We start from the raw sequence: 23,700 nt of genomic DNA, 5'->3' as shown, positions 1-23,700 counted from the left end.
GGCTGAAAGCCAACCCGAAGTTCAGGGTGATTTATCAGCCGGTTTACTCGCCATGGGTGAACCACGTAGAGCGGTTATGGCAGGCGCTACATGACACAATAACCCGTAATCATCAGTGCCGGACAATGTGGCAACTACTGAAAAAGGTTCGTCATTTTATGGACACCGTCAGTCCATTCCCCGGAGCTAAGCATGGGCAGGCAAAAGTGTAGCGGTATTAGGCGCAGCTATTTAGAAAATCATACAAATGGTCGGGAGGCGCCATTTGCGTAAGTACACTAATCCGGAGCAGATCTAACTACATGGGAATCAGCAGTGGGAAAGCGTGAATCACAGTAAGAAAAATTGCTGAGGCGATAGACCAATGGAGCGAGCGCTCCCTCAAAGGCTGAAAATAGAATGGATAATGACAAGCTACTATCTGTAGTGAATATGCGGCCTAGCCAAAAATCCATTTAAATAGTGAATTGATACAACAGCGTCAGGCCCCATCATAACAACAGCGACCTGACCCTATAATTTCAGTAAAAAACAGTACGTTCCATAAAATTTAGGAATTTTTTTCTTAAGCACTTCAGCTGTTCATTTGATAGTTCCGAACTACATTCCGTACTAATACAATACCGGCTCCCACCATGCCACCCAACAACACAGCCAGGATCAGCGTAATAGCGCGTTTCGGGCTATCACGACGAATAGGCAGAGTAGGCTTCATAACATAACGGTAAGCGTGAATGTTCGAGGCTTTCAGTTCCTCTTTATTCTCACCGGTCATCAGGCTATCGATGTCAAACAGCGTCTGACGCGTCTGGTAGTAGCTGTCCGGGAAGGTCAGCGGACGCGTAGATTCGTTTTTCACCATCGCCGCCAGCGCATCGCTACCCAGCATGAACATAGTATCCTGCGACACCTGATCGGCCTGCTGAATTTGCGGCAGCTTGATTTTTGATTGATCGGCAATGGTCAACGCCTGAGTAATCTGGGCAATACGCAGCGCTTTCTGCTCGGTGGCAACTTTTTCCTGAGTAGACAGGGATTGCTCAAGGGCATCTTTGCGAGAGTCAATGTTCGCTTTGAGATCCCCACCAACCGCTTTTGCGATGCCTTCATCAACCTGCTGAATGTACTGCGCCAGCGTTTTCTGAGCTTCTTCCGCTGACGGTCCCGTGTAGGACACACGAAGTGGCAGATTTTGCCCCTTGACGGCCGTTTCAATGGTTAGTTTTTCAGGTTCTTCCTGGTTATCCAGTGATTCCGATAACGCAGATAAAGAAGAGTTAAAGCGGGTGATAAAATCCTGCTGGATAGCACCTATAGAGGGCGCACTACCACCAAACAAAATGTTCATGGCGTTGGAGTAGCTTGAAACTTGTCCTGGATCTGGCTGTGTGACAAGTGCCGTAGAGGTCCATTTCTCTTTAGCAACAAACAGATAGCCAACGGCAAGAAGGATAGCGACAACAACACAAACGATGATGGTGCCCTTCCCACGCCAGATCTGCATCACTAAATCTATCAGATCAATCTGCTCCGGATCGCTGTGGCGGCCGGCAAAACCTTTATTGTTATCCTGTGTCATACAAACCTTAACTGCGAAATGAAGAAAAGCCCACAAGGCCTCGTAGTGTACTGATGCCTCCAGGAATTTCCATAGGAATAATGCCCGAAGCTTACCGAATTTAACCAAAAATCTGGCAACCCTAATTGTAGATAACGATTATCTTTTTCCGTCATCTAACGGTATGATTTTGCTTTCAGATGTGCCAGAAGCGGTGTGGTGAATTTCTGGTCAGTTTTCGAGGATAAAAGATGAAATACCTGGTTACCGGCGCAGCCGGTTTTATCGGCTTCCATGTTAGCCAACGCTTGTTGCAGGCGGGCCATCAGGTGGTGGGGATTGATAATCTCAATGACTACTATGACGTCAGTCTGAAGCAGGCTCGACTGGATCTGCTCAGCTCACCAGAATTCAGCTTTCACAAAATTGATCTCGCTGACCGTGAAGCAATGGCAGCCCTGTTTGCTGATGAGAAATTCGACCGAGTGATCCATCTGGCCGCACAAGCGGGCGTGCGTTACTCGCTGGAAAATCCACACGCTTATGCTGAGGCCAACCTGATGGGCCACCTGAATGTGCTGGAAGGTTGCCGACATAATAAAGTTCAGCATCTTCTCTACGCCTCTTCCAGCTCCGTATACGGTCTGAACCGCAAGATGCCTTTCTCGACTGATGATTCGGTTGACCACCCGGTGTCTTTGTATGCGGCGACCAAGAAAGCCAACGAGCTGATGTCCCATACTTATTCACACCTTTACGGCCTGCCAACAACGGGCCTGCGCTTCTTTACCGTGTATGGCCCATGGGGTCGCCCGGACATGGCGCTGTTTAAGTTCACCAAAGCCATGCTCGAAGGCAAGAGTATCGATGTGTACAACTATGGCAAGATGAAACGTGACTTCACCTATATCGATGACATTGCGGAAGCCATCATCCGCCTGCAGGACGTCATTCCTCAGCCTGATGCTAACTGGACAGTAGAAGAAGGTTCCCCGGCAACCAGTTCTGCGCCTTACCGCGTGTATAACATCGGTAACAGTTCCCCTGTCGAGCTGATGGATTACATCACCGCGCTGGAAGAAGCGCTGGGCCTTGAGGCAGACAAAAACATGATGCCAATTCAGCCAGGTGATGTGCTGGAAACCAGTGCTGATACTAAAGCTCTGTTCGATGTTATCGGTTTCAAACCGGAAACCACGGTTAAGGATGGGGTGAAAAACTTCGTCGACTGGTATCGTGAGTTTTACAAAGCTTAACATAATGGCCCTCATCGAGGGCCATTGAGAGTGATGACAAACCTCTAACGAATGAGATCTGTCATAGGGTACCGAATAAAAAACAAGGAAAATCAATTTATTGATTTTCGGCTGATAGCCACAAAGAAGGAAAAACCACGCTTTTTCCTTCTTTGTCAGCAGTCTGAATGGCCCTCATCGAGGGCCATTTTTCATAGAACGTTTAGCGAGTTAGTCATTGCCAAACAAATCGCGCGTATACACTTTATCCGCCACGTCAGCCAGTTCTTCCGCCATGCGGTTGGAGATAATCACATCAGCTTCTTGCTTGAACGCTTCCAGGTCGCGGACTACGCGAGAGTGGAAGAACTCATCTTCCTGCATCACTGGTTCATAAATGATGACCTGCACGCCCTTCGCTTTGATGCGCTTCATAATCCCCTGAATGGAAGAAGCGCGGAAGTTATCAGAGCCACTCTTCATGATCAGACGGTAAACGCCAACTACTTTTGGCTTGCGGGAAAGAATGGAATCCGCCACAAAATCTTTACGCGTGCGGTTGGCATCGACAATGGCCGAGATAATGTTATTTGGCACAGACTGGTAGTTTGCCAGCAGCTGCTTGGTGTCTTTCGGCAGGCAGTAACCGCCATAACCGAATGACGGGTTGTTGTAGTGGTTGCCGATACGTGGGTCGAGGCAAACACCTTCGATAATCTGACGGCTGTCCAGGCCTAAGCTTTCTGCATAGCTGTCCAGCTCATTGAAGTACGCCACGCGCATCGCCAGATAGGTGTTAGCAAACAGTTTGATCGCTTCGGCTTCTGTGGAATCCGTAAACAGCGTAGGAATCTCTTTCTTAATAGCCCCTTCCTGCAGCAGCCCGGCAAAACGCTCAGCACGCTCCGAACGCTCGCCAATCACAATACGCGAAGGATGCAGGTTATCGTAAAGCGCACGGCCTTCACGCAGGAACTCAGGCGAGAAAATCACGTTATCGATGCCCAACGCTTCCTTGATTGACTGAGTAAAGCCAACGGGAATGGTGGACTTGATGATCATCACGGCTTTCGGGTTGATAGCCACTACGTCACGGATTACCGCTTCAACGCTTGAAGTGTTGAAGTAGTTGGTTTTCGGGTCGTAATCCGTTGGCGTGGCGATAATCACATACTCAGCATCGCGGTATGCATCTTCTTTATCGGTGGTCGCACGGAAGTTCAGCGTTTTGGTCGCCAGGTACTCTTCAATCTCTTTATCAACAATCGGCGATTTCTTCTGATTGAGCAGGTCCACTTTAGCCTGCACGATGTCCAGCGCCACCACTTCGTGGTGCTGAGCAATCAAGATGCCGTTTGAAAGGCCAACATAACCTGTACCGGAAATTGTAATTTTCATTAGTGCGCAACTTTTTTCAGTGAGCGGGTAGAGATGGCGCAGTCTGGCCACCACGATAAACAAAACTGTTGTGGTTTTTACCTCTTGCATTGCTGGCCTGTCAAGGTAAAGGCCGCCGATAGCCTCTCTATTGAGGCGACATTCAGACTACTTCGAATGCCTTAAGGGAAGATTAATGCAAAAGGCCCGGAGACAAGCTCCGGGCCTTTGAAAGATGGACTAACGAAAATTATTCCATCCACTCGGTGTGGAACACACCTTCTTTGTCAGTGCGCTTGTAAGTGTGAGCACCGAAGTAGTCACGCTGCGCCTGAATCAGGTTCGCTGGCAGCACCGCTGAACGGTAGCTGTCGTAGTAGGCAATCGCCGCTGCGAAGGTGGGTACTGGAATACCGTTCTGAACAGCGTAAGCCACTACGTCACGCAGAGCCTGCTGATAGTCATCGGCAATCTTCTTGAAGTACGGTGCCAGCAGCAGGTTCGCGATGTCTGCATTCTCAGCATACGCATCGGTGATTTTCTGCAGGAACTGAGCACGAATGATGCAACCTGCACGAAAGATTTTCGCGATTTCGCCGTAGTTCAGGTCCCAGTTGTACTCATTGGATGCCGCACGCAGCTGAGAGAAGCCCTGAGCGTAAGATACGATCTTGCCCAGATACAGAGCACGACGCACTTTCTCAACGAATTCTGCTTTATCGCCAGCCGGTTTAGCCTGAGGGCCACTCAGCACTTTAGAGGCTGCAACGCGCTGGTCTTTCAGAGAAGAGATGTAACGTGCGAAGACAGACTCAGTGATCAGAGACAGTGGCTCGCCGAGATCCAGAGAGCTCTGGCTGGTCCATTTACCGGTGCCTTTGTTCGCGGCTTCATCCAGAATCACATCAACCAGGTATGTACCTTCTTCATCTTTCCTGGTGAAGATGTCTTTGGTGATGTCGATCAGGTAGCTGTTCAGCTCGCCGTTGTTCCACTCGGTGAACACCTGAGCCAGCTCTTCGTTGGAAAGATTCAGGCCGCCTTTCAGCAGGGAGTACGCTTCAGCAATCAGCTGCATATCGCCGTACTCGATACCGTTGTGCACCATCTTCACATAGTGACCCGCACCGTCCGGACCGATATAGGTCACGCATGGCTCACCATCTTCTGCCACAGCAGCGATTTTGGTGAGGATTGGGGCAACCAGCTCGTAAGCGTGCTTCTGACCACCAGGCATGATGGATGGGCCCTTCAGCGCGCCCTCTTCACCACCGGACACACCGGTACCGATGAAGTTGAAGCCTTCAGCAGACAGTTCACGGTTACGACGAACGGTGTCCGGGAAGTAGGAGTTACCGCCTTCAATGATGATGTCGCCTTTGTCCAGATAAGGCTTGAGTGATTCGATGGCTTTGTCCGTGCCCTCGCCCGCCTTCACCATTAACAGGATGCGGCGTGGTGTTTCCAGAGACTCGACGAACTCCTGCACCGTATAGAAAGGAGCCAGTTTCTTGCCGGGATTCTCGGCAACAACTTCTTCAGTTTTTTCACGGGAGCGGTTGAAGATGGAGACGGTATAACCACGGCTTTCGATGTTGAGCGCCAGGTTGCGCCCCATCACTGCCATACCGACGACGCCGATCTGTTGCTTGGACATTACATACTCCTGTCAGGTGTGGTCACCGCGCAGGGTGCGCGCGGCTTGAAATGTGGTGAAGATGTTAACTCAATCAGGGGGGTATGTGTAGCAGGAAGCGAATTTAGAACAGGCATAGCATTTCAGATTGATCCTCTTGGCTATGGTCGATACTTTTCATTATTTTTCAGTGAAAATGAATCTCTATATGCCTTTAGAGTTGTAATCGCTACGTTAGGTTGGCCACGAAAAATGGATAAAAAGAAATATCCAAGAGTTAAAAATAGTGGGCGAGCACGCACAAATATGGATTTTCCATGACATCGCAATATATAAAAATGATTGCGTAACATGAAATATCCCTTCCACGATCTAAGATCGTTAGATTGATTATTTACAAGAAGTCTTACAGCCCTTGCCTTTGGTTCACAAATAATTTTATAGCCTGAATGACGAGCACGAAGCGAATAGTCTAAGTCATCATTAAAAATAAAAAATTTCGACTCAGGAATACCTATTGAATCGACAACCTTCTTTGATATCAATGGTCCTTCAAAAGGAACCCCCGCAATAGATATAGGAGAAGTAAACGGCTGGACTTCATAAAGATCCTTTACAGTAGACTTTTTAGGATTCAGAAGAAATATGGTATCTAAATCATAGTCAACAGGTGATATTTCTGCGCAAGTATCATCCAAATTAAATCTCATCGGCTGCGTGATGCCATCATTATTGGCATCAAGCAAATACCTAAGGCAGTCAGGTTCGGCTAATAAATCGTCATCCATTAGCCACAGGAAGTCATACTCTTTATCTTTAACTACATTAAATCCGTAAGCAAAACCACCTGCGCCCCCTAAATTATCTCCAGTATTATAGTAACTCAACTTAGCATTCGCCGAACTCCTTTGCATCTCTGCAACTAACAAATCAGTCCCATCTTTGCTATTATTATCAATCACTATAATTTCGGACACAGGGCTGTCTTGAGTGAAAACACCCTCAAGAACCTTTTTTAACAACTCTTTCCTTTTATAAGTAACAATAATTGCTATCGTGATACTCATTACGACTCCAACTCCCTTTCAACAGCCGCGAGTGCAGATGCTATAACCTGGTGCATGTCATAGTACTTATATTCAGCTAAGCGACCACCAAAAATCACATTATCAAGTTCTTTTGCCTTTTTCTTATATTGTGAAAAAATGCGATTATTATGGCTATCATTTACTGGGTAATAAGGCTCATCACCTAACTTATACTCTTTAGGATATTCTTTAGTTATAACAGTGCAAGCTTGATTACCAAATTCGAAATGCTTATGCTCGATAATTCTTGTATATTCAAACTCAGAGTCAATATAATTGACAACAGCATTACCTTGAAAATTTTCAGCTTCGAGCTTCTCACTTTTAAAATCGAGCGTTCGATACTGAAGCTCACCAAACTCGAAATCAAAAAATCTATCTATAGGCCCTGTATACACTATTTTATTGGCGCATTGATACCAACGATTTTTATCATCAAAAAAGTCAACGCAAACCTCACTTTCGATACCATCCAATAGAGAATCTATGATTTTATTATACCCACCGATAGGAATTCCTTGGTATTTATCATTGAAATAGTTATTATCAAAGGTGAAGCGAACAGGAAGTCTCTTAATAATAAAAGGCGGTAATTCTGTACAAGGTCTTCCCCACTGTTTCTCAGTGTATTCTTTGATTAATGTATTAAAAATGTCAAGTCCAACTAAGGAGATAGCTTGCTCTTCTAAATTTGAAGGCTCAATATCATTCATGACACGACTTTGTTCGAAAATAATGTTACGAGCATCTTCCGGTTTAATTACCCCCCAAAGCTGATAAAATGTATTCATGTTAAACGGTAAATTATAAAGTTTACCTTTGGAGATCGCTACCGGAGAATTAGTGAAACGGTTAAACTCTGCCAACTTATTGACGTAATCCCAGATATATTTATCATTTGTATGGAATATATGAGCGCCATATTTATGGACATTTATCCCATCCACGTCCTCACAATAAACATTCCCACCTAAATGATTTCTTCGCTCAATAATTTTTACTGAGAAACCTTTTTTTTTCATCTCATGTGCAAATACACATCCGAACAGACCAGCACCGATAATCAGATAATCATATTTCATATTAATCGCTCTTAGTTAAAACCTTCAAAAAGTCTAGAGTAAACAAAAAAACAAAACCATACTGTCTAGAAACAATGGCTTTCTTTATATTTTGGACAAAAATAGTCTTCGCCAATATGTTTCTGGAGTTGAGATTTATTTTTTTTGTTATGACATTGAAAGCGACCCTTGCTTTATTAAGTTGGTTCGTTATTTTAATATTTGTATCGTTACGATAAATCAAAGTAAAAACATTACTTGTAGTAAAAGTGCCAACATCAACTAATCTCAAATAAAAATCGTAATCTTGAATTGCAGGAAGGGACTCATCAAATTTACCAGCTTCATAAAAAGCGTTTTTCCGGACAAGGATAGAGGAAGTCGAACCAGGGTAATTACATTTTAACATGTGAGAGCGCTGAGATTCGTTGGGAATGACGCGTAAGCTTTTACGTACACTTCCAGAAGAAAAGTTAGTGATTTTTTTTCCTGAATAAGATAATACAATATCTGGCTGAGTGAATGTATTAATTAATCTCTCAATATGTTCGGCTTCCCACATATCATCATCATCGAGAAAGGCAATATATTCTGCATTACTTAACTCAACACCTAGATTCCTTGAGTGACAAGCACCTTTATTCTCATTCTTTTTATGGAAAACAATATCTCCTTGCTCAACATTATTTTCCTTCATCGACATCCAAAAATCATCATGAGAGAACGATGAATTATCATCAACAATGATAATTTTATTTATTTTATATGTCTGTTTTCTAACGCTGTCAATACATAGCATTAATAATTCCAATCGATTAAAGCTAGGAATTACAACATCAATAATTTTATTTGATGGCATATCATTCTCAACTAATATTAACTATTATGTATAACCAATTCATCATATAACTGCTCTAGCGAGGCGGTACATGTCAAAATATTAAAATTCTCTTCAACAAATTTTCTACCTGCTAATCCCATAGATGACATTAATTCCACGTTTGAAAGTAATTCTTCCAAATAAGATGCAAGTTGCAAGCTATCATGCTCAGGAAAACTAAACCCTGTTTTACCATGAATCACTCCTTCCGTCGAACCACCAAGGGCAGAAGTAACTACTGGGACCCCTGAGGCTGCGGCTTCAAGTAATACTAAGCCGAATCCTTCAGCGTCACCATTATCTGCCTGCACACTTGGAAGGCAAAAAACAGAAGTTCTAACTAGCTCATGAATTACTATTTCTTTAGGACATGCCCCCATAAATTTCACATTTAAGCTACGATCCTGTGCATATTTTTCTAATGTGATTTTTAATGGGCCATCCCCTATTATCTTCAATTCATGATCAGGAAATTTATCGTATATTCTAGCAAATGCGTCCAACAGGACTTTGCAGCCTTTTTTATCAACTAACCTTCCAATGAACAGTATTTGTTTTCTTTCAGCAAAAGGTATATCAGATAAATTAAACTGAGATGTATCTATCCCTATATGTTTGACATGTATTTTTTCAGCAGGAATGCCAAACAAAATGGCTTTATCTTTAATAGCTTCCGAAACTGCCACAAAATGCACATTATCATTTCTGGAAATTCGCAGTAACTCTTCCGGATAATGTTTTAAATGAATACCTTCCTTGCCAGAATGCCACCATTCTTTACTAATAGTGATATCGTATCCGTGAAGAGTGACCAATATCGGGACATTAAATTTTTTTAATAAAGACCAGTTTATTGTTAAATCCACACCAAAGTGCACATGAATTAATTCTGGGCGTAATGAATTAATAATGCAAAAATCTTTCCTTGGCGAAAACTTAATTAACTTTAAAATATTTCGCTTCAACTCAGTTAACACACATACTTTATTTTCAAGCGTTATGTAGTCAACCCCCGTTATGTCAAGCCCCTTTCTGATTAAAAAATGCCCTACAAGAACTGAGTCCCATAATTGGCAAGCCAAAACTTGTTCTTTAATAAAAGTTTCGGAGTAAGGCAGGATCTTTGTTCTAAAAACTATTACTTTTCGTTTTAGCATTAGGAAAGTCTCTTATATAGTAATGATTTAGTATTTCCTATATTAAAAACCATAACGATCAATGAAAAGCAAACCAAGCACTGCACATAGTTCATAAAAGGTACGAACCAGCCATGACAAATCAGAAGCAATGATAATGCCCACGTTAAATTAGTAACTTCTTTGTCAATACTTAAATATTTGCTAACTCTGATTGCAATAAACAGCAGCAATAATATAAAGGCAATGATAATACCTGCAAGAAATCCATAAAAATAGAAATATCCTAGCATACTGATCTGCGAAGACCATGTTGGAATTCCATTGATAGAATACGCAAAAAAATCTTGAGCTGAAACCACATCTCCAACATCAATATCTAATAATCTTGCTAGGGCAGAAAAAATCCAAAACAGCGAAAAAAATGAATCTGACATACCTTGCAATTGAAATGCGCTACCTAGCGTTTGACCATTGTCAATCAGATAATGAATGTTACTGACCATCTGAAATCTTTCTAATGTAATGAACAAATAGCTAAAATATGACTCAATAGTAATGCCATCTAAGAAAGTTGAAAATGTTCCTGACCATTCACCTGAGTTATTAACTAACTGAACGATTGCATCTTTCAACATACGAATAAATGGATAAAATCCCACACCAACTAATGTGATTAATAATAGTTTAAGTGACGATGTTTTATCGGGTTTACGCATAAAATATAAACACAGCAATAGTAACAGTTGTCCCGTTTGGCCACTCAAAAGCAAAAGTATTAAGTATGCCAAAAGGTTCAAGTAAAAAATATAGTACTTACTTTTATACCGATAAAATAAATAAATTAAAACTAATAATGCTGGTTGAAAAATTGTATTCAGATAAAATATAATCTTTGGCGCATCTTCTGATACATCTTTACTAACACCAAGAACGCCAACTTTATAAATTAACGCAGAGTAGATTCCAAAAGAGACGACTATAAGCATAATCCAGTCTAGAGCTGATTTATTTACATGACGCCCATTGTTTTTTATTGGTATCTTTTCGAATAGATTAAAAATCACGCCTTGAATCAAAGCAAAAGTGAATAAGACAATCATAAGAGACAGTACTAGCGTAACCACATTGGAACTGCTCTCATATTTAAAATCACCACCAAGTTTACCAATAACTCCAAAATAAATTGCACACGAAAAATTAAAAAATACATATAAAGACATTAAATACTTGCGTGTCATATATTGCCGAGGCCACTTAAATTTATCAGACAAAATAAAAAATCATTTAATAAGCTTTTTAATGCTTAGTAGCCTATTCAACAATGCCGGTCGACTCTTGAGCATGTATAAAATGCAATGCTTTATCGATAAAAATCCTTTCGCTGTAGTTGCATTTGTTATATATATTCTAAATGCATCGTAATCTCTCTGTTTTAGCATTCGAATTGCTAGCGAGAGGTATATATATGCAATTTTAATAGTAAATGATTTCCGTTCATCCGGAAAATCCAACTCTGCTAATCGTAAACTATCTATTAGCGCAAGATGCCTTTTAGTATATCTATCGACGTTCTGTTGGGTTGAATTTGTCCATGATCCAATTGATGATACTCTATATACTGACATTGGTTTCGGGAGATAAAGACCACCTCCATTTCTCATACAGTAAAGCTCAATAAATAGATCACCTACTGGGGCCAATGCAAACCATTCAGGAAGCTCCCCTATGACTTCTCGCTTGAACATATATGAGGCGGTAGGGGAAAATTGATTCAGACTGCTCAGTACACTTCTGGCTTCAACTATTTTTTCTTGAGAACCTTTTTTATACGCAATTCTTTTTTGAAGTTTATTATTAATATTTAAAAAGCATGGATGAAAGGAAAAATTAACCTCAGGACGTTCAAGCATTGCTGTATATTGAATTTGAAGCTTATTCACATCAATCCAATAATCATCGCCTTCGCAGAAGGCGATATATTCTCCTTTAGCATTATTGATAGCTCTCAAAAAATTATTATTAGCACCTAGATTTTCTTTGTTATCTAGGAAATTAATAACTGAAGGATATTTCCTTGCATATTTTTGTATTATCTCAGCTGTTTTGTCGGTACTTACATCATCCGATATCACGATTTCAAATGCAAAGGATGTTTTTTGTGCCAAAAAGCTATCAATCGTTTTTTTAATATACTCTTCTTGATTAAAGGATATGCAACAGATACTAACCTTAGGTTTAAGGCACTGATTGTTCCATGTCTGTTTAATTTGTTCCTCTGTGATATCTGGCATATAATATCCATTAATTTTTAGTATCGCGTATTGTAAAATAACCTAATGAACGCCACGGAAATTGCGAATACTGTGGTCTGAATTAAATACCTGAAGTTAGCCCACGAATATTATTTATGATAACATCCTGGTCATTAATGCTTAATTCATTAAATATAGGAAGGCATAATACCTTATCTGAAACAGCATTAGATAAAGGTAAGTTGTCAATTTTAGCCGAATCGATGCCCCTGTACATCGGCATATTGCTGATCAGCGGGTAAAAATAACGCCGAGAAAGAATTCCGTTTTCCTTAAGTTCAGCATAAAGCTCATCTCTTGTTACTCGAAAACCATCTTCTATTAACACAGGGAAATAGGAATAATTGCTGTTAGAATCATCGGATAGCTTTGGTATTGTTATACCGTCAATTAATGATAGTGCGTTGCGGTATCTTTGATCAATATTTTCTCGTTGTCTAATTGCTGTATTAATATGTTTCAATTGAACTAAGCCAAAAGCAGCATTAATCTCACTCATTTTCCCATTAATGCCTGGAGCCGTAACTGTCAACTCATCAGCTATGCCGAAATTTTTCAAGCGGTCGATACGTTGTTTTGTCTTTGCATCCTGACAAATAATAGCCCCTCCCTCAAAAGTGTTGAATACTTTTGTGGCATGGAAACTCAAAATAGACATATCTCCAAAACTCAAGAGACTCTTGCCCTTGAAGTTAACCCCGAAAGCATGCGCTGCGTCATAAATGACCTTCAACCCGTAGTTATCGGCAATTTCTTGAATAGCCTCAACATCACAGGGGTTTGAATAACAATGCACTGGCATAATTGCTGTTGTGTTCGGCGTTATCGCGGCTTCTATTTTCTTTGGATCTATATTGAACGTATTTGGATCAATATCAACAAAAACGGGCTTTAAGCCATTCCATAAAATAGAATGGCTTGTTGCAACAAATGAGTAAGGTGTAGTAATGACCTCTCCAGAGATCCGCAGTGCTTGAAGTGCTGTAATCAGGGCAATTGTAGCATTGTTAAATAAAGAGATATGTTCAACATTAAGATATTCGCATAACTCTTTTTCCAGTTGCTGATGGAAGGGTCCATTATTCGTCAACCATTTGTTATCCCAGATTTTTTCTAAATAAGGAATAAATTCATCAAGTTCTGGTAAAAAAGGCTGAGTTACTGGTATATTTTTCATTTAGTTTCTCTATTTTCGAATAGACAATACAAGTTTGAATAATTTTTTTTGCGTGAAGTAAATAATGATAATATAGGTCGCAATTGCCATTGGAACCATTATCGATATTTGTAATAATGAGTTATCAGAGATATAGATGGCAGAAATTTTCGCAATGGCACATGAAAACACAGTAATTATCCAAACAGGCATTATTGTTTTAAATTGCCGTTGAATTTTCAAACCTGTTAGTATACCTGTATAATATGTGTTAAATAGGAGTGACAAGTATGAATGAATAAGTAAACCAACGCACATATAATAAATACTAAAATTCATAGTTATTACGATTATTAGTATCCCTACTATTTTTTTTAATACTTCAAGCTTAAGAAATAAATCACTACGACCTTTTACTTGAAGGATGTTCAAGTTAATAGCATGAATCGGATAAAGCATGTAGCCAATTGCAAGAACCATGACCAAAGAGGCTGCATCATGCCATTGCGAACCCAGTACAATTTGCAAGAGTGGTTGGGCAACAATTGCGATTCCGGCCATAAGCGGGAAAATGAATAGTGCCGCTACTTTTATAGTAAGCAAGTAGTATTCTTCCATTTTCCCAGATTCATTCTGCATATGACTGAACATCGGATAAGTGACCCGTTGTATGATATTTGTCATCGTCATAGCAGGAATACTGGAAATTTGATTTGCTTGTGCAAATTGACCAACGCTTACTGCATCAAATTTTTTCCCAATGATTATCTGATAAAGATTGTTATAAGCTGTATCAAGTAATCCAGAAAGCAGCAATTTCCCACCGAATCCAAAAAGATATGAAAATGAATTCTTAGAAAATGTTAGCGCAGGAATCCAACGAGTAATCAAGTTCAAGGCTAATGCGTTGAAAACTGAAACAGAGAGCGTTTGGGCCACTAGAGCCCATACACCAAATCCTTTCCAGGCCATTAAGACGGCAATAATACCGCCAGATACAACTGAAAAAATAGAAGCTTTTGCCTGAGATTTGAAATTCATGGAAACAGTTAGAATAGTTCGAGGTACAACCGAAAAACTATTTGCAACAAGTGATAAACCAATAACTTTTGCTAGCGATGAAAGCTCAGGCTGCTGATAAAAATCAGCAATATAAGGTGAGCATACATATAAAACGGCATAACACCCACACGCTACAAATACATTAAAATAGAATGCAGTTGAGTAATCAATGTTAGTCCGATCGGTTTTCCGTATTAAAGCCGAACTGAATCCACTATCAATAAAAACCTGACCGATAGCGATAAATATTGCCAACATGCCAATCAGACCAAATGATTTCGGACCAAGTAGGCGAGCCAGAACTAACATCAGTATTAACTGAACACCCTGAGACAAAATACGTTCCAGCGCGCTCCATTTTAAACCGTTTACTGTTTTAGATTTAAGCTCAGACACTGTGGACTACTTAATTAATTGAGTTAGATATTGACCATAGCCGTTTTTTGACATGAGTTTAGCCTGCGCCAGTAGATTATCTTTGGTCAGCCATCCATTGGAATAGGCTATTTCTTCAAGACAAGCCACTTTGAATCCTTGACGTACCTCTATCGTTTCGACAAATTGTGCTGCCTGGAGCAAACTTTCATGTGTACCAGTATCGAGCCAGGCAAAACCACGTCCAAGCATTTCAACAACTAAGTTACCTTGCTCAAGATACATCTGATTGAGGGATGTTATCTCTAGTTCCCCGCGAGCCGAAGGCTTGACTTGTTTTGCTAACTCGACTACTTCATTTGTATAAAAGTATAGTCCTGTTACTGCATAATTACTTTTCGGTTTTATAGGTTTTTCTTCGATAGATAAAACGCTCCGTTTATCATCAAATTCAACCACACCAAAACGCTCCGGATCTTTAACCTGGTAACCGAATACAGTTGCCGTGTCGGTTGCTCGCGCAGCGGCTTCTTTTAATTTTGGAGAAAACCCTTGCCCATAAAAAATATTATCACCTAGCACTAAGCATACAGAATCATCACCAATAAATTTTTCTCCGATAATGAATGCTTGTGCCAAACCATCTGGTGACGGTTGTATCTCATAGTGTAAATTTATCCCAACGGCAGAACCATCACCTAATAATCGTTTGAATCCGCCCTGATCCTCTGGAGTAGTAATTATCAGAATATCCCTAATACCAGCCAGCATCAGCACCGAGAGGGGATAATAGATCATAGGTTTATCGTAAATTGGTAATAACTGCTTAGAAACACCCATCGTAATCGGATATAAACGAGTGCCCGAGCCACCTGCTAATATAATACCTTTCATTTATGCAATCCCCAGACGTTCACGTTGGTAACTTCCGTTTTGTACGCGTTCGTACCATTCTTTATTTGATAAATACCACTCAACCGTTTTACGAATACCACTCTCGAAGGTTTCTTCAGGTTTCCAACCCAACTCGCGGCTGATTTTATCTGCATCAATGGCATAACGACGGTCATGACCCGGGCGGTCGGTTACATAAGTGATTTGCTGACGATAGGAAGCCTCTTTCGGGACGATTTCATCTAACAGATCACAGATGGTATGCACGACCTCGAGGTTTTTCTTCTCGTTGTGGCCGCCAATATTGTAGGTTTCACCAATCTTCCCTTCACTCACGACTTTGTAGAGTGCTCGTGCATGATCTTCCACATACAGCCAGTCGCGAATCTGGTCGCCTTTACCGTAAATGGGTAATGGTTTACCTTCCAACGCGTTGAGAATAACCAGCGGGATGAGTTTTTCCGGGAAGTGATAAGGCCCGTAGTTGTTTGAGCAGTTTGTCACTAACGTTGGCATGCCATAAGTACGAAGCCATGCACGGACGAGATGATCGCTGGATGCTTTTGATGCGGAATAAGGACTGCTTGGGGCGTAAGCCGTAGTTTCAGTAAACAATGGCAAATCTTCAACCTTCTCAACCTCATCAGGATGAGGAAGATCACCATAAACTTCATCAGTCGAAATATGGTGGAAGCGGAAAGCGGCTTTCTTCACGTCATTCAGCCCAGACCAATATTTTCGCGCCGCTTCAAGAAGCACATAGGTGCCAACGATGTTCGTTTCGATAAAAGCAGCCGGGCCCGTGATCGAACGGTCAACGTGACTTTCAGCGGCAAGATGCATAATTGCATCAGGCTGATGCTGAGCAAAAATTCGGCTCATCGCTTCTGAATCGCAAATATCTGCATGTTCGAAACAATAACGTGAATTACTTTCAACTTCGACTAACGACTCAAGATTGCCAGCGTAAGTTAATTTATCAACATTAACGACGCTGTCTGGAGTATTATTTATAATATGTCTTACTACTGCAGAACCAATAAAGCCTGCGCCGCCGGTAACCAGAATTTTCACGTTATCTGTCGCTCTTAATCTATTATCGAAATAAAGAAGTCAGTTTGGGATGGATCATATTATTCTGAGCACGCTACCGCCCCTGGCTCAACAGCTACCAGTGCACTGCACGCAAAGTCAGTATGTGATCAGGAATGATGATTAAAAATCAACCATCAGTCCGCTCAATCTAATCCAATATTGTGGTCTTAAACACGGCTCAAAACAAGGAGAAATCCCAGTTTTGATATGTAAAATCAGATTTGTTGCTTAGTTTTAATTCTTTGATTTTAATGAAAAAAAACGGCAGTGGTGTCATGAGTGTGCGTTATTCACCTCATGACTTCCCCTGCCGTTCAGTTTGACATGCTGTTTCCTGAAAATCAGCCTGCCAACAATTTCTTGATGCTTTCCCGGAACTTAGCACCTTCTTTCAGGTTACGCAGGCCGTACTGTACGAATGCCTGCATATAACCCATTTTCTTACCGCAGTCGTAGCTGTCGCCGGTCATCAGCATGGCATCGACAGACTGTTTCTTCGCCAGTTCGGCGATAGCATCAGTCAGCTGCACACGGCCCCAGGCACCTGGCTCGGTTTTTTCCAGTTCTGCCCAAACGTCTGCGGAAAGCACATAACGGCCGACTGCCATCAGGTCAGACTCCAGCGTCTGCGGCTGGTCTGGTTTTTCAACGAACTCAACAATGCGACTTACATTGCCTTCATTATCCAGCGGCTCTTTGGTTTTGATGATGGAGTATTCGCTCAGGTCGCCGTCCATATGTTTCGCGAGCACCTGGCTGCGGCCTGTTTCATTGAAACGGGCGACCATCGCAGCAAGGTTGTAACGCAGTGGGTCGGCTGTAGCGTTATCCAGAATGATATCTGGCAGCACAACCACAAATGGGTTATCGCCAACAATCGGGCGAGCGCACAGAATGGAATGACCCAGGCCCAATGGCTGCGCCTGGCGCACGTTCATGATAGTCACACCCGGCGGGCAGATAGACTGTACTTCAGCCAGCAGCTGACGCTTAACGCGCTGCTCCAGCAGTGACTCAAGTTCATAAGAGGTGTCGAAGTGGTTTTCCACGGCGTTTTTGGACGCGTGGGTGACCAGGACGATTTCTTTGATCCCTGCAGCAACAATCTCGTCGACGATGTATTGGATCATCGGCTTGTCAACGATCGGCAGCATTTCTTTCGGAATAGCCTTGGTGGCAGGAAGCATATGCATCCCGAGGCCCGCTACCGGAATTACTGCTTTCAAATTAATCATTATCATGTCCACCTATGAATGGTTGAAGAATTATAGCCAGTCAGGACGTTTAATCCAGCACGTTTTTTTGATGATACCTGGCAAAATTTGATAAAACTTCAGGTTCAATCTGAGAGTTAGCAAGCTTTACCAGGAATCCTCAGATTTACCGCCCCGGCAGCCTAAAATTCAGCCCGCGAGCGTTAATAGTGTGCTGATCGACCCGGTCGATATCCACGGAGCGCACGCCCTTTTCATTCACCGCTTTGATGTTCGCGAGCGACAGCAGGGTGTCCTCTTTCGCCATAAATTTACCCCGCACGTCCTTGCGTAAATCGAAGTGCATCGATAGCGCCGGGCCACGAACAGAATCCTGCATCACGCTGATATTACGCATGAAAAGGTGCTGCGGTTTGTTATGCAGTTCCAGCGAGGCGCGCTTGATATCGAGGTTGGTGATGGAGACAAACGAAGGCGCATTGCCGGATGAAATCTGGATGCCACGCAGTTTGGACGGCATGTCCGTGTTGTCCTGCTTGATATTAGAGAGCTGGAAGTTCTGCGGTATCGAGAGGTAATTGCCCTTAATCACGCCGTAACCAATCAGCATGCCGGCGCTATTGACCATCTCGACATTATCAATGATGAAATTATCACAGCCGTAAATTGCCACCGTCGCGTTATCGATTCCCGCCTGTTTACTGAACGCCGGGGTGATATTTTGCGCTTTTACATTACGAATGATGAAGTGTTTGCCATTTTCCACATGCACCAGTTGGCGGCAATTTTTGCCGGTGATGTTCGCCACGACAAAGTTTTTTACCGACTGGTCTTCCGGATAGCTGTTGTTATAGGTGCTTCCCGCAAGGCCAATACCGATGCCCCAGTTTATCTTGCCGTTGGTGCAGTTAATGGTGTCGATCACATGATCAGAAATGAGAATGTTCTTATCATTAATGGCGACATTCCATTCAATCGCATCACCCTGTAGCTGGCTAAAACGGCCATTGGTGATTTTCACGCCATCAAACTGGTTATGAAATCCCTGCCTTAAAATGCCGTAGTTCGCCTGGGTAATGGTGATGTTATCGATAAGCAAGTTACGCATCGTGCGGGTATCTTTCCCGCCGATGAAAATCTGCGCTACCGGGCCATAGCCGCTCATCGTCACCCCTTCAATCGCGCAGTCTGAACCGCGCACATCCAGGCAGATATTGTTGAGCGAGCCCTGACTGTTGCCGATGATTTTACAGCCATCCTGCAACGCAAAGCGCCCTCGCCCGTTGCCGTTCAGCGCGCCTTCTATTTGCAGCGTTTTACCGGGTGGCATGATGATGCCGGTGTTGATGTTTTCACAAGTCACGCCTTGCGGAACGGTGACCACATCGCTGTCTTTGAAGGCATCGTTGAAGGCGCGAATCCAGTCATTGTGCGTGTTGTAGGTCCGGATATCTGCCGCTTTTGAGCGCCCAGCCGCAAAAGCGGCAGGGCTGTTAATGAGAGGGAGAGCAGCCAGCGCAGAGCTGGCCTGAAGGAAGTGTCGTCGAGAGAGGGAGTACTTTTTTGATGTCATGCGGCCTCTTTACAGCGTCTGCAGCAGGCTCGCCAGTTGGCGGTTGATCACCTGCTGGTTAAAGGTGGTTTCCACTTTTTCGCGCGCCCTGGTGACCACAGGCTCCAGCTTCTGCTGTTCATACGCGCTCAGTGCACTCAGGCGATTAGCTAACGCAGCCGCGTCGTTTTCAGGGACCAGCCAGCCAGATTCATCGGTTTCAATCAGCTCTGGAATGCCGCTGTGGAGGGTTGATACCACCGGAATGCCGACAGCCATCGCTTCCATCAGCGCCACCGGAATCCCTTCCATATCCCCATCGGCGCCGGTAACAGACGGCAGCAAGAAGACATCCGCTTCATCGAGCATCGCTTTGACTTTATGACTTGGCTTAAAGCCCGGCATCTCTACCACATCTTCAAGCTGATATTGCTCGATTAACGTTTTCAGACGGCGTTCCCAAGGGCCGATGCCAAGAATACGATAGTGAAAATCAATGCCACGCTGTTTCAACTGGCGGCAAGCTTCAATCGCCACGTGCAGCCCTTTTTTCTCGGTCAGACGGGCGACAGAAATGATCTGCAGGGTTTTCCCCGGCTCTTTGGCGGCACGCAGAGCAAAGCGCTCCATGTTCACGCCCATACGCGACACCGCAATCTTCTCCGGCGGGCAGCCCATGGTTTGCAGACGCTTCGCCCACAAATCGCTTATCGGCAGCATCAAATCGCCACGACGGAACAGTTGTTGATACTCCGGCGTGTAATGCTGAAGCACTTCGCGGCTGGAAATATCCACGCCGTGGAAGACTGTCGCAATTTTGCCGCGGATCACACCCAATTCGCGCAGCTTGGCGGCAGTCACACCCGCCGGGCCAAAGTGAGCAATAAAAACATCTGCACTGATAGGATCAGGATTTTTCGCCGTGATAGACGAAAGGATTAGGTTACGCGCCTCATTGCCATAACGACGCGGATCAAGCGAGCGCCAGGTGGCTGCACGATGCAACCCTTTCAGCGTGTTCGTCGCCCGGTAACGCAGCTTTGCCAGCTTGCCTTCCGGTTCATCCTGCAACCAGCGCGTTTTCTCCGCCAGGTCATAGCGCCTGAACGCTTCATGGGTGTTGGTCATGTCGCCTTTCAGCAGCGAGACAATCTCCACCTCATAGCCCATCTCAATAAATGCCACTATCTGGTTTAAAACAAACGTCTCTGACGACAGCGGAAATTTCAGCAGGAAGAATCCAATCTTCATTTCACCTCCTTGATGCGGTCGAGGACTGATTTCACCATTTGCAGGCCATTTTCGCGCTCGGCTTTCACCGCCACGCGTAAGCGTTCGTTGATGGCAGGCAGTTGGCCGAGCGTGTCAGCCACCATGCTGCTCAGGCTGCCATCCAGTAAGTGTTTAATATCGATAGCCATTTCAGACATACCGAGCTGCTGCATGATGCCTGCTGATTTGTGTTCGTAATTAATGGCGATGGCTGGGGTGTCGAAGTTCATCGAGATAATCGCTGAATGCAGGCGCGTGCCGACGGTCAGGTCACACGCCCCGAGAATTTTGCCCATTTCGAGGTCGTTGAGCTCATCCATCACCACGTGATACCGGGCAGGGTCCTGAATGTGTTTACGCAGATTCAGCGCCACCATCCGGTCATCTTTGTTGTAGCTGTCGATACCGGTACAGGTCGACAGTGCAATCACCTGATAACCCGCATCAATAATGCGATTCACCACACCAGCAAACGCTTCTTCATAGGCCTGCTGCGTGGTGCCAAGGCGCTTATCGAACGGAGCCAGTTCGCGCAGGGTGATAGCCACACTTTTCTTTTGGCCGATGGTTTTCAGCCAGTGTTCAACGGCATAGCTCGCCGTGAAATCGTCGTTGTGGTGCTCGACCAGCCAGGCGGTATCTACGCCCTGCTCTACTTTCGCCGTGGTGATGTCGCTGCGCTTCATCAGGTTCAGGCTCACCGATTCACGCAGGATCAGCGCATCACACTGCGCAAACACATGGTTTGCCAGCTGGTTAAACTGCGGGTCCTGGAAAGGCCCCACGCTGTGCCCAATCATGTACAACGGTTTTTTCGCCATGAAGGTACACAGCGCGTGCTCAAACTGCGGCGCGCCGTACAAATCCACAAAGAACGATCCGCCGACCTGGATGATGGCGTCATAGTTGCTGAGCAAACGCACGAAATCGGTGAAGCCCTGAGCGATACGGATATTGCGCAACTTGCCCGTGTCGGTCACGCGGGAAAGCAGCACCTGATGCTGATAGCGACGACGCAGGATTTTTTTCACCCGGCCCATCACCCCGGCCGCATTGTTATGCTGCTTCATCTGCGCATACAGCGGGTCACCCATCACCGGGCGGTTCAGCAGCCAGGATGAACTCACCGGATAGCGGCTCATCACGTCCACTTCAGCATCCGGGTTCAGGGTGTTGATGGCATCAAGCAGGCCGCGCAGAATGGCGCTGTCACCGCGATTCCCACAGGTGTGATTGCCTAAAATCAGTAATTTCATGTATGACCTCTAAATGTTTTCCCCTCACTGTCCCCTCTCCCCAAAGGCTGTCTCTTGATCAGATCTCCTGATCAAGAGACTTCGCCAGTTTGTACCCCTCAACGACATCCTGAAGCCTGAACCAGCCTTCCCACATCACTACCCAGCCCGCCCGTCCTGTTCGTTTGCTGTCATACCATCGACCCATTTTCGCCAGTGCCAGATACGCCCATTTCAGGTTCGGCGCCTTCTTTGGCAGGGCTTTTCCTTCCTGTTTTACCCACAGCAGCTTCCATTCTATTGGGCTCAGCACCTGCTCGCAGGGCTCATTCAGCGTTTCCTCACTCAGCCCGCCCTGGCGCAACGCCAGTACCCTCACGGCGATAAACGCGAGGATGACCACCATCCGCTCCAGGTTATCCCGTGTCTGCATACGAAGCGATTCCACACAGGTGCCCCCGCTTTTCCATGCTTTGTGGTATTCCTCTATCAGCCAGCGGCGCTCGTAATAGCTGATGATGATGCGTGCCTGCTCCGCACTCTCCACTTTTTCTGACGTCAGCAGATGCCAGCAGGCCCCACTTTCCTCTTCCTCCCGACAGCAGATATACGTCACCGGCAACTGTTCGCCCGACCCGTCCGGTGCGGCAATATTCACCGCGCTGTAGCTGACGAACATCTGTGCCTGGCGCGCCGCTCTCCCCCCTTTCTGAACCACATTCAGCGTATGACTTCCCGCCTGCGTCAGCCTTTCAGGCAGGTCGAACAGTTTGCCTGCGCCATCCTCCAGTCGCCGGTTTTGCGCGGCCCGGACCACGAAGCGCTGCCCCTGGCTGGTTTTGTAATTCAGGTACTGCCAGATGTCCGCTTCACGGTCACACACAGAGATAACATTTGACTGAATATCGCCCAGGCGCTGCGCCATCAACTGAGATGACAACTGCCATTTAAAGCTCTCTTTTTCTTCATAAGGCCGCTCTTTTCGTTGATGTTTTTTGCCATAGGTGGCGGTCTCCCTGCTCCAACGTTGCTGGTCGATAAGGCCCACCATCCGGGCGCCGTCCGGGGCGTAGAGCAGTACCGAATGGGCAAGCAGGCCGCGTGTTTTCGGGCTGGTGGTGGTGTTGCCCAGTTCATCGCAGGCGCTGGAATGGCTGAAGTTGATGGTCGTTGTATCTTCCAGTGCGAGGAGAAGCGGATGCTCCCGGGCGGCTTTGGCCGTGGCAATAAATCCTGCCTCAGCGATAGCGTCAGGAAAGACGCAGGGGTTACGCAACAGGCGGTAAGCGCCTTCAACTTCGGCGGGAGACAGGGATGATTTCACGATAGAAAGTCCGGGGTGTTGAGTGAGTGAGGCGGCTACAGTCACGAGACGGCGGGTACGCCGCGGGTCACCCAGTTGCGCAAGCCCGAAAGTGTGTTTAGCCCATGAAAAACAATCAGAAAGCACCATACTAAAAACCCGAAAAGAGAGATATCAGAAGAGATCAACAGACGGGAAAATAGTTCAAAAAAATCCCCGACAAATTCGTCAGGGATTTGTGTATAAGAGACAGCCC

General features: G+C 44.6%; 20 protein-coding genes and 1 pseudogene. 2 read left to right on the top strand and 19 right to left on the bottom strand.

The window, feature by feature from the left end:
- Positions 1-212 (top strand): annotated as a pseudogene (locus ACLW56_RS23805) (IS630 family transposase); the annotation flags it as partial.
- Positions 213-574: 362 nt separating this feature from the next.
- On the opposite strand, the gene wzzB reads toward ACLW56_RS23805, so the two are convergent.
- Positions 575-1,579: an LPS O-antigen chain length determinant protein WzzB gene (gene wzzB, locus ACLW56_RS23800; protein ID WP_330986122.1), complete on the bottom strand. Its 1,005-nt coding sequence runs from the start codon at positions 1,577-1,579 to the stop codon at positions 575-577.
- Positions 1,580-1,809: 230 nt separating this feature from the next.
- Between wzzB and ACLW56_RS23795 the strand changes: the two genes are divergently transcribed.
- On the top strand, positions 1,810-2,814 hold the full coding sequence (locus tag ACLW56_RS23795; protein WP_330986121.1) for an NAD-dependent epimerase: 1,005 nt from the start codon (positions 1,810-1,812) through the stop codon (positions 2,812-2,814).
- 210 nt (positions 2,815-3,024) lie between these two features.
- Here the strand turns inward: ACLW56_RS23795 and ugd are convergent, their stop codons facing one another.
- The 18 genes from ugd to ACLW56_RS23705 all read right to left on the bottom strand — a co-directional run.
- Positions 3,025-4,191 (bottom strand): UDP-glucose 6-dehydrogenase, encoded by a 1,167-nt coding sequence (gene ugd / locus ACLW56_RS23790; RefSeq protein ID WP_330986120.1) that lies wholly within the window; start codon positions 4,189-4,191, stop codon positions 3,025-3,027.
- Positions 4,192-4,420: 229 nt separating this feature from the next.
- On the bottom strand, positions 4,421-5,827 hold the full coding sequence (gndA, locus tag ACLW56_RS23785) for an NADP-dependent phosphogluconate dehydrogenase (protein ID WP_330986119.1): 1,407 nt from the start codon (positions 5,825-5,827) through the stop codon (positions 4,421-4,423).
- Positions 5,828-5,967: 140 nt separating this feature from the next.
- The gene (locus ACLW56_RS23780) at positions 5,968-6,873 is read right to left on the bottom strand and encodes a glycosyltransferase (RefSeq protein ID WP_330986118.1); all 906 of its coding nucleotides are present in this window, start codon (positions 6,871-6,873) and stop codon (positions 5,968-5,970) included.
- Positions 6,873-7,976, bottom strand: a complete 1,104-nt coding sequence (glf, locus tag ACLW56_RS23775; RefSeq protein WP_330986117.1) for a UDP-galactopyranose mutase — start codon at positions 7,974-7,976, stop codon at positions 6,873-6,875. Before glf ends, ACLW56_RS23780 begins: the two co-directional genes overlap by 1 nt.
- A gap of 1 nt (position 7,977) precedes the next feature.
- A complete protein-coding gene (locus tag ACLW56_RS23770) occupies positions 7,978-8,814 on the bottom strand; it encodes a glycosyltransferase family A protein (RefSeq protein WP_330986116.1) in 837 nt (278 codons plus the stop codon).
- A 17-nt stretch (positions 8,815-8,831) separates the two neighbouring features.
- Positions 8,832-9,992 (bottom strand): glycosyltransferase, encoded by a 1,161-nt coding sequence (locus ACLW56_RS23765; RefSeq protein WP_330986115.1) that lies wholly within the window; start codon positions 9,990-9,992, stop codon positions 8,832-8,834.
- Positions 9,992-11,212, bottom strand: a complete 1,221-nt coding sequence (gene wzy / locus ACLW56_RS23760; protein WP_330986114.1) for an oligosaccharide repeat unit polymerase — start codon at positions 11,210-11,212, stop codon at positions 9,992-9,994. Before wzy ends, ACLW56_RS23765 begins: the two co-directional genes overlap by 1 nt.
- Positions 11,213-11,254: 42 nt before the next feature.
- Positions 11,255-12,265 carry a glycosyltransferase gene (locus ACLW56_RS23755; RefSeq protein ID WP_330986112.1) on the bottom strand — a complete coding sequence of 337 codons (1,011 nt, stop codon included), beginning with the start codon at positions 12,263-12,265 and terminating at the stop codon, positions 11,255-11,257.
- An 82-nt stretch (positions 12,266-12,347) separates the two neighbouring features.
- Positions 12,348-13,463 (bottom strand): dTDP-4-amino-4,6-dideoxy-D-glucose aminotransferase VioA, encoded by a 1,116-nt coding sequence (vioA, locus tag ACLW56_RS23750; RefSeq protein WP_330986111.1) that lies wholly within the window; start codon positions 13,461-13,463, stop codon positions 12,348-12,350.
- A 9-nt stretch (positions 13,464-13,472) separates the two neighbouring features.
- A complete protein-coding gene (locus tag ACLW56_RS23745; protein ID WP_330986110.1) occupies positions 13,473-14,900 on the bottom strand; it encodes a lipopolysaccharide biosynthesis protein in 1,428 nt (475 codons plus the stop codon).
- 6 nt (positions 14,901-14,906) lie between these two features.
- On the bottom strand, positions 14,907-15,773 hold the full coding sequence (rfbA, locus tag ACLW56_RS23740) for a glucose-1-phosphate thymidylyltransferase RfbA (protein ID WP_330986109.1): 867 nt from the start codon (positions 15,771-15,773) through the stop codon (positions 14,907-14,909).
- Positions 15,774-16,847, bottom strand: a complete 1,074-nt coding sequence (rfbB, locus tag ACLW56_RS23735) for a dTDP-glucose 4,6-dehydratase (protein ID WP_330986108.1) — start codon at positions 16,845-16,847, stop codon at positions 15,774-15,776.
- A gap of 362 nt (positions 16,848-17,209) precedes the next feature.
- Entirely contained in the window at positions 17,210-18,103 is an 894-nt protein-coding gene (gene galF / locus ACLW56_RS23730) for a GalU regulator GalF (RefSeq protein WP_330986107.1), read from the bottom strand.
- A 145-nt stretch (positions 18,104-18,248) separates the two neighbouring features.
- The gene (gene wcaM / locus ACLW56_RS23725; protein WP_330986106.1) at positions 18,249-19,655 is read right to left on the bottom strand and encodes a colanic acid biosynthesis protein WcaM; all 1,407 of its coding nucleotides are present in this window, start codon (positions 19,653-19,655) and stop codon (positions 18,249-18,251) included.
- Positions 19,656-19,664: 9 nt separating this feature from the next.
- Positions 19,665-20,885 carry a colanic acid biosynthesis glycosyltransferase WcaL gene (gene wcaL, locus ACLW56_RS23720; protein WP_330986105.1) on the bottom strand — a complete coding sequence of 407 codons (1,221 nt, stop codon included), beginning with the start codon at positions 20,883-20,885 and terminating at the stop codon, positions 19,665-19,667.
- Complete coding sequence (wcaK, locus tag ACLW56_RS23715; protein WP_330986104.1) at positions 20,882-22,162, bottom strand: colanic acid biosynthesis pyruvyl transferase WcaK; 1,281 nt, start codon at positions 22,160-22,162, stop codon at positions 20,882-20,884. The genes wcaL and wcaK overlap by 4 nt, the downstream gene beginning before the upstream one ends.
- Before the next feature lie 58 nt (positions 22,163-22,220).
- Positions 22,221-23,594 carry an IS4 family transposase gene (locus ACLW56_RS23710; RefSeq protein ID WP_330982379.1) on the bottom strand — a complete coding sequence of 458 codons (1,374 nt, stop codon included), beginning with the start codon at positions 23,592-23,594 and terminating at the stop codon, positions 22,221-22,223.
- A partial coding sequence (locus ACLW56_RS23705; RefSeq protein WP_330984809.1) for a hypothetical protein occupies positions 23,507-23,700 on the bottom strand: 194 nt, incomplete at its 5' end. The genes ACLW56_RS23710 and ACLW56_RS23705, both read right to left, overlap by 88 nt.

The organism is Pantoea sp. sgz302252 (assembly GCF_047713085.1).
In the GTDB taxonomy this organism is placed as follows: domain Bacteria; phylum Pseudomonadota; class Gammaproteobacteria; order Enterobacterales; family Enterobacteriaceae; genus Scandinavium.
This window is presented reverse-complemented; position numbering and strand designations above follow the sequence as displayed.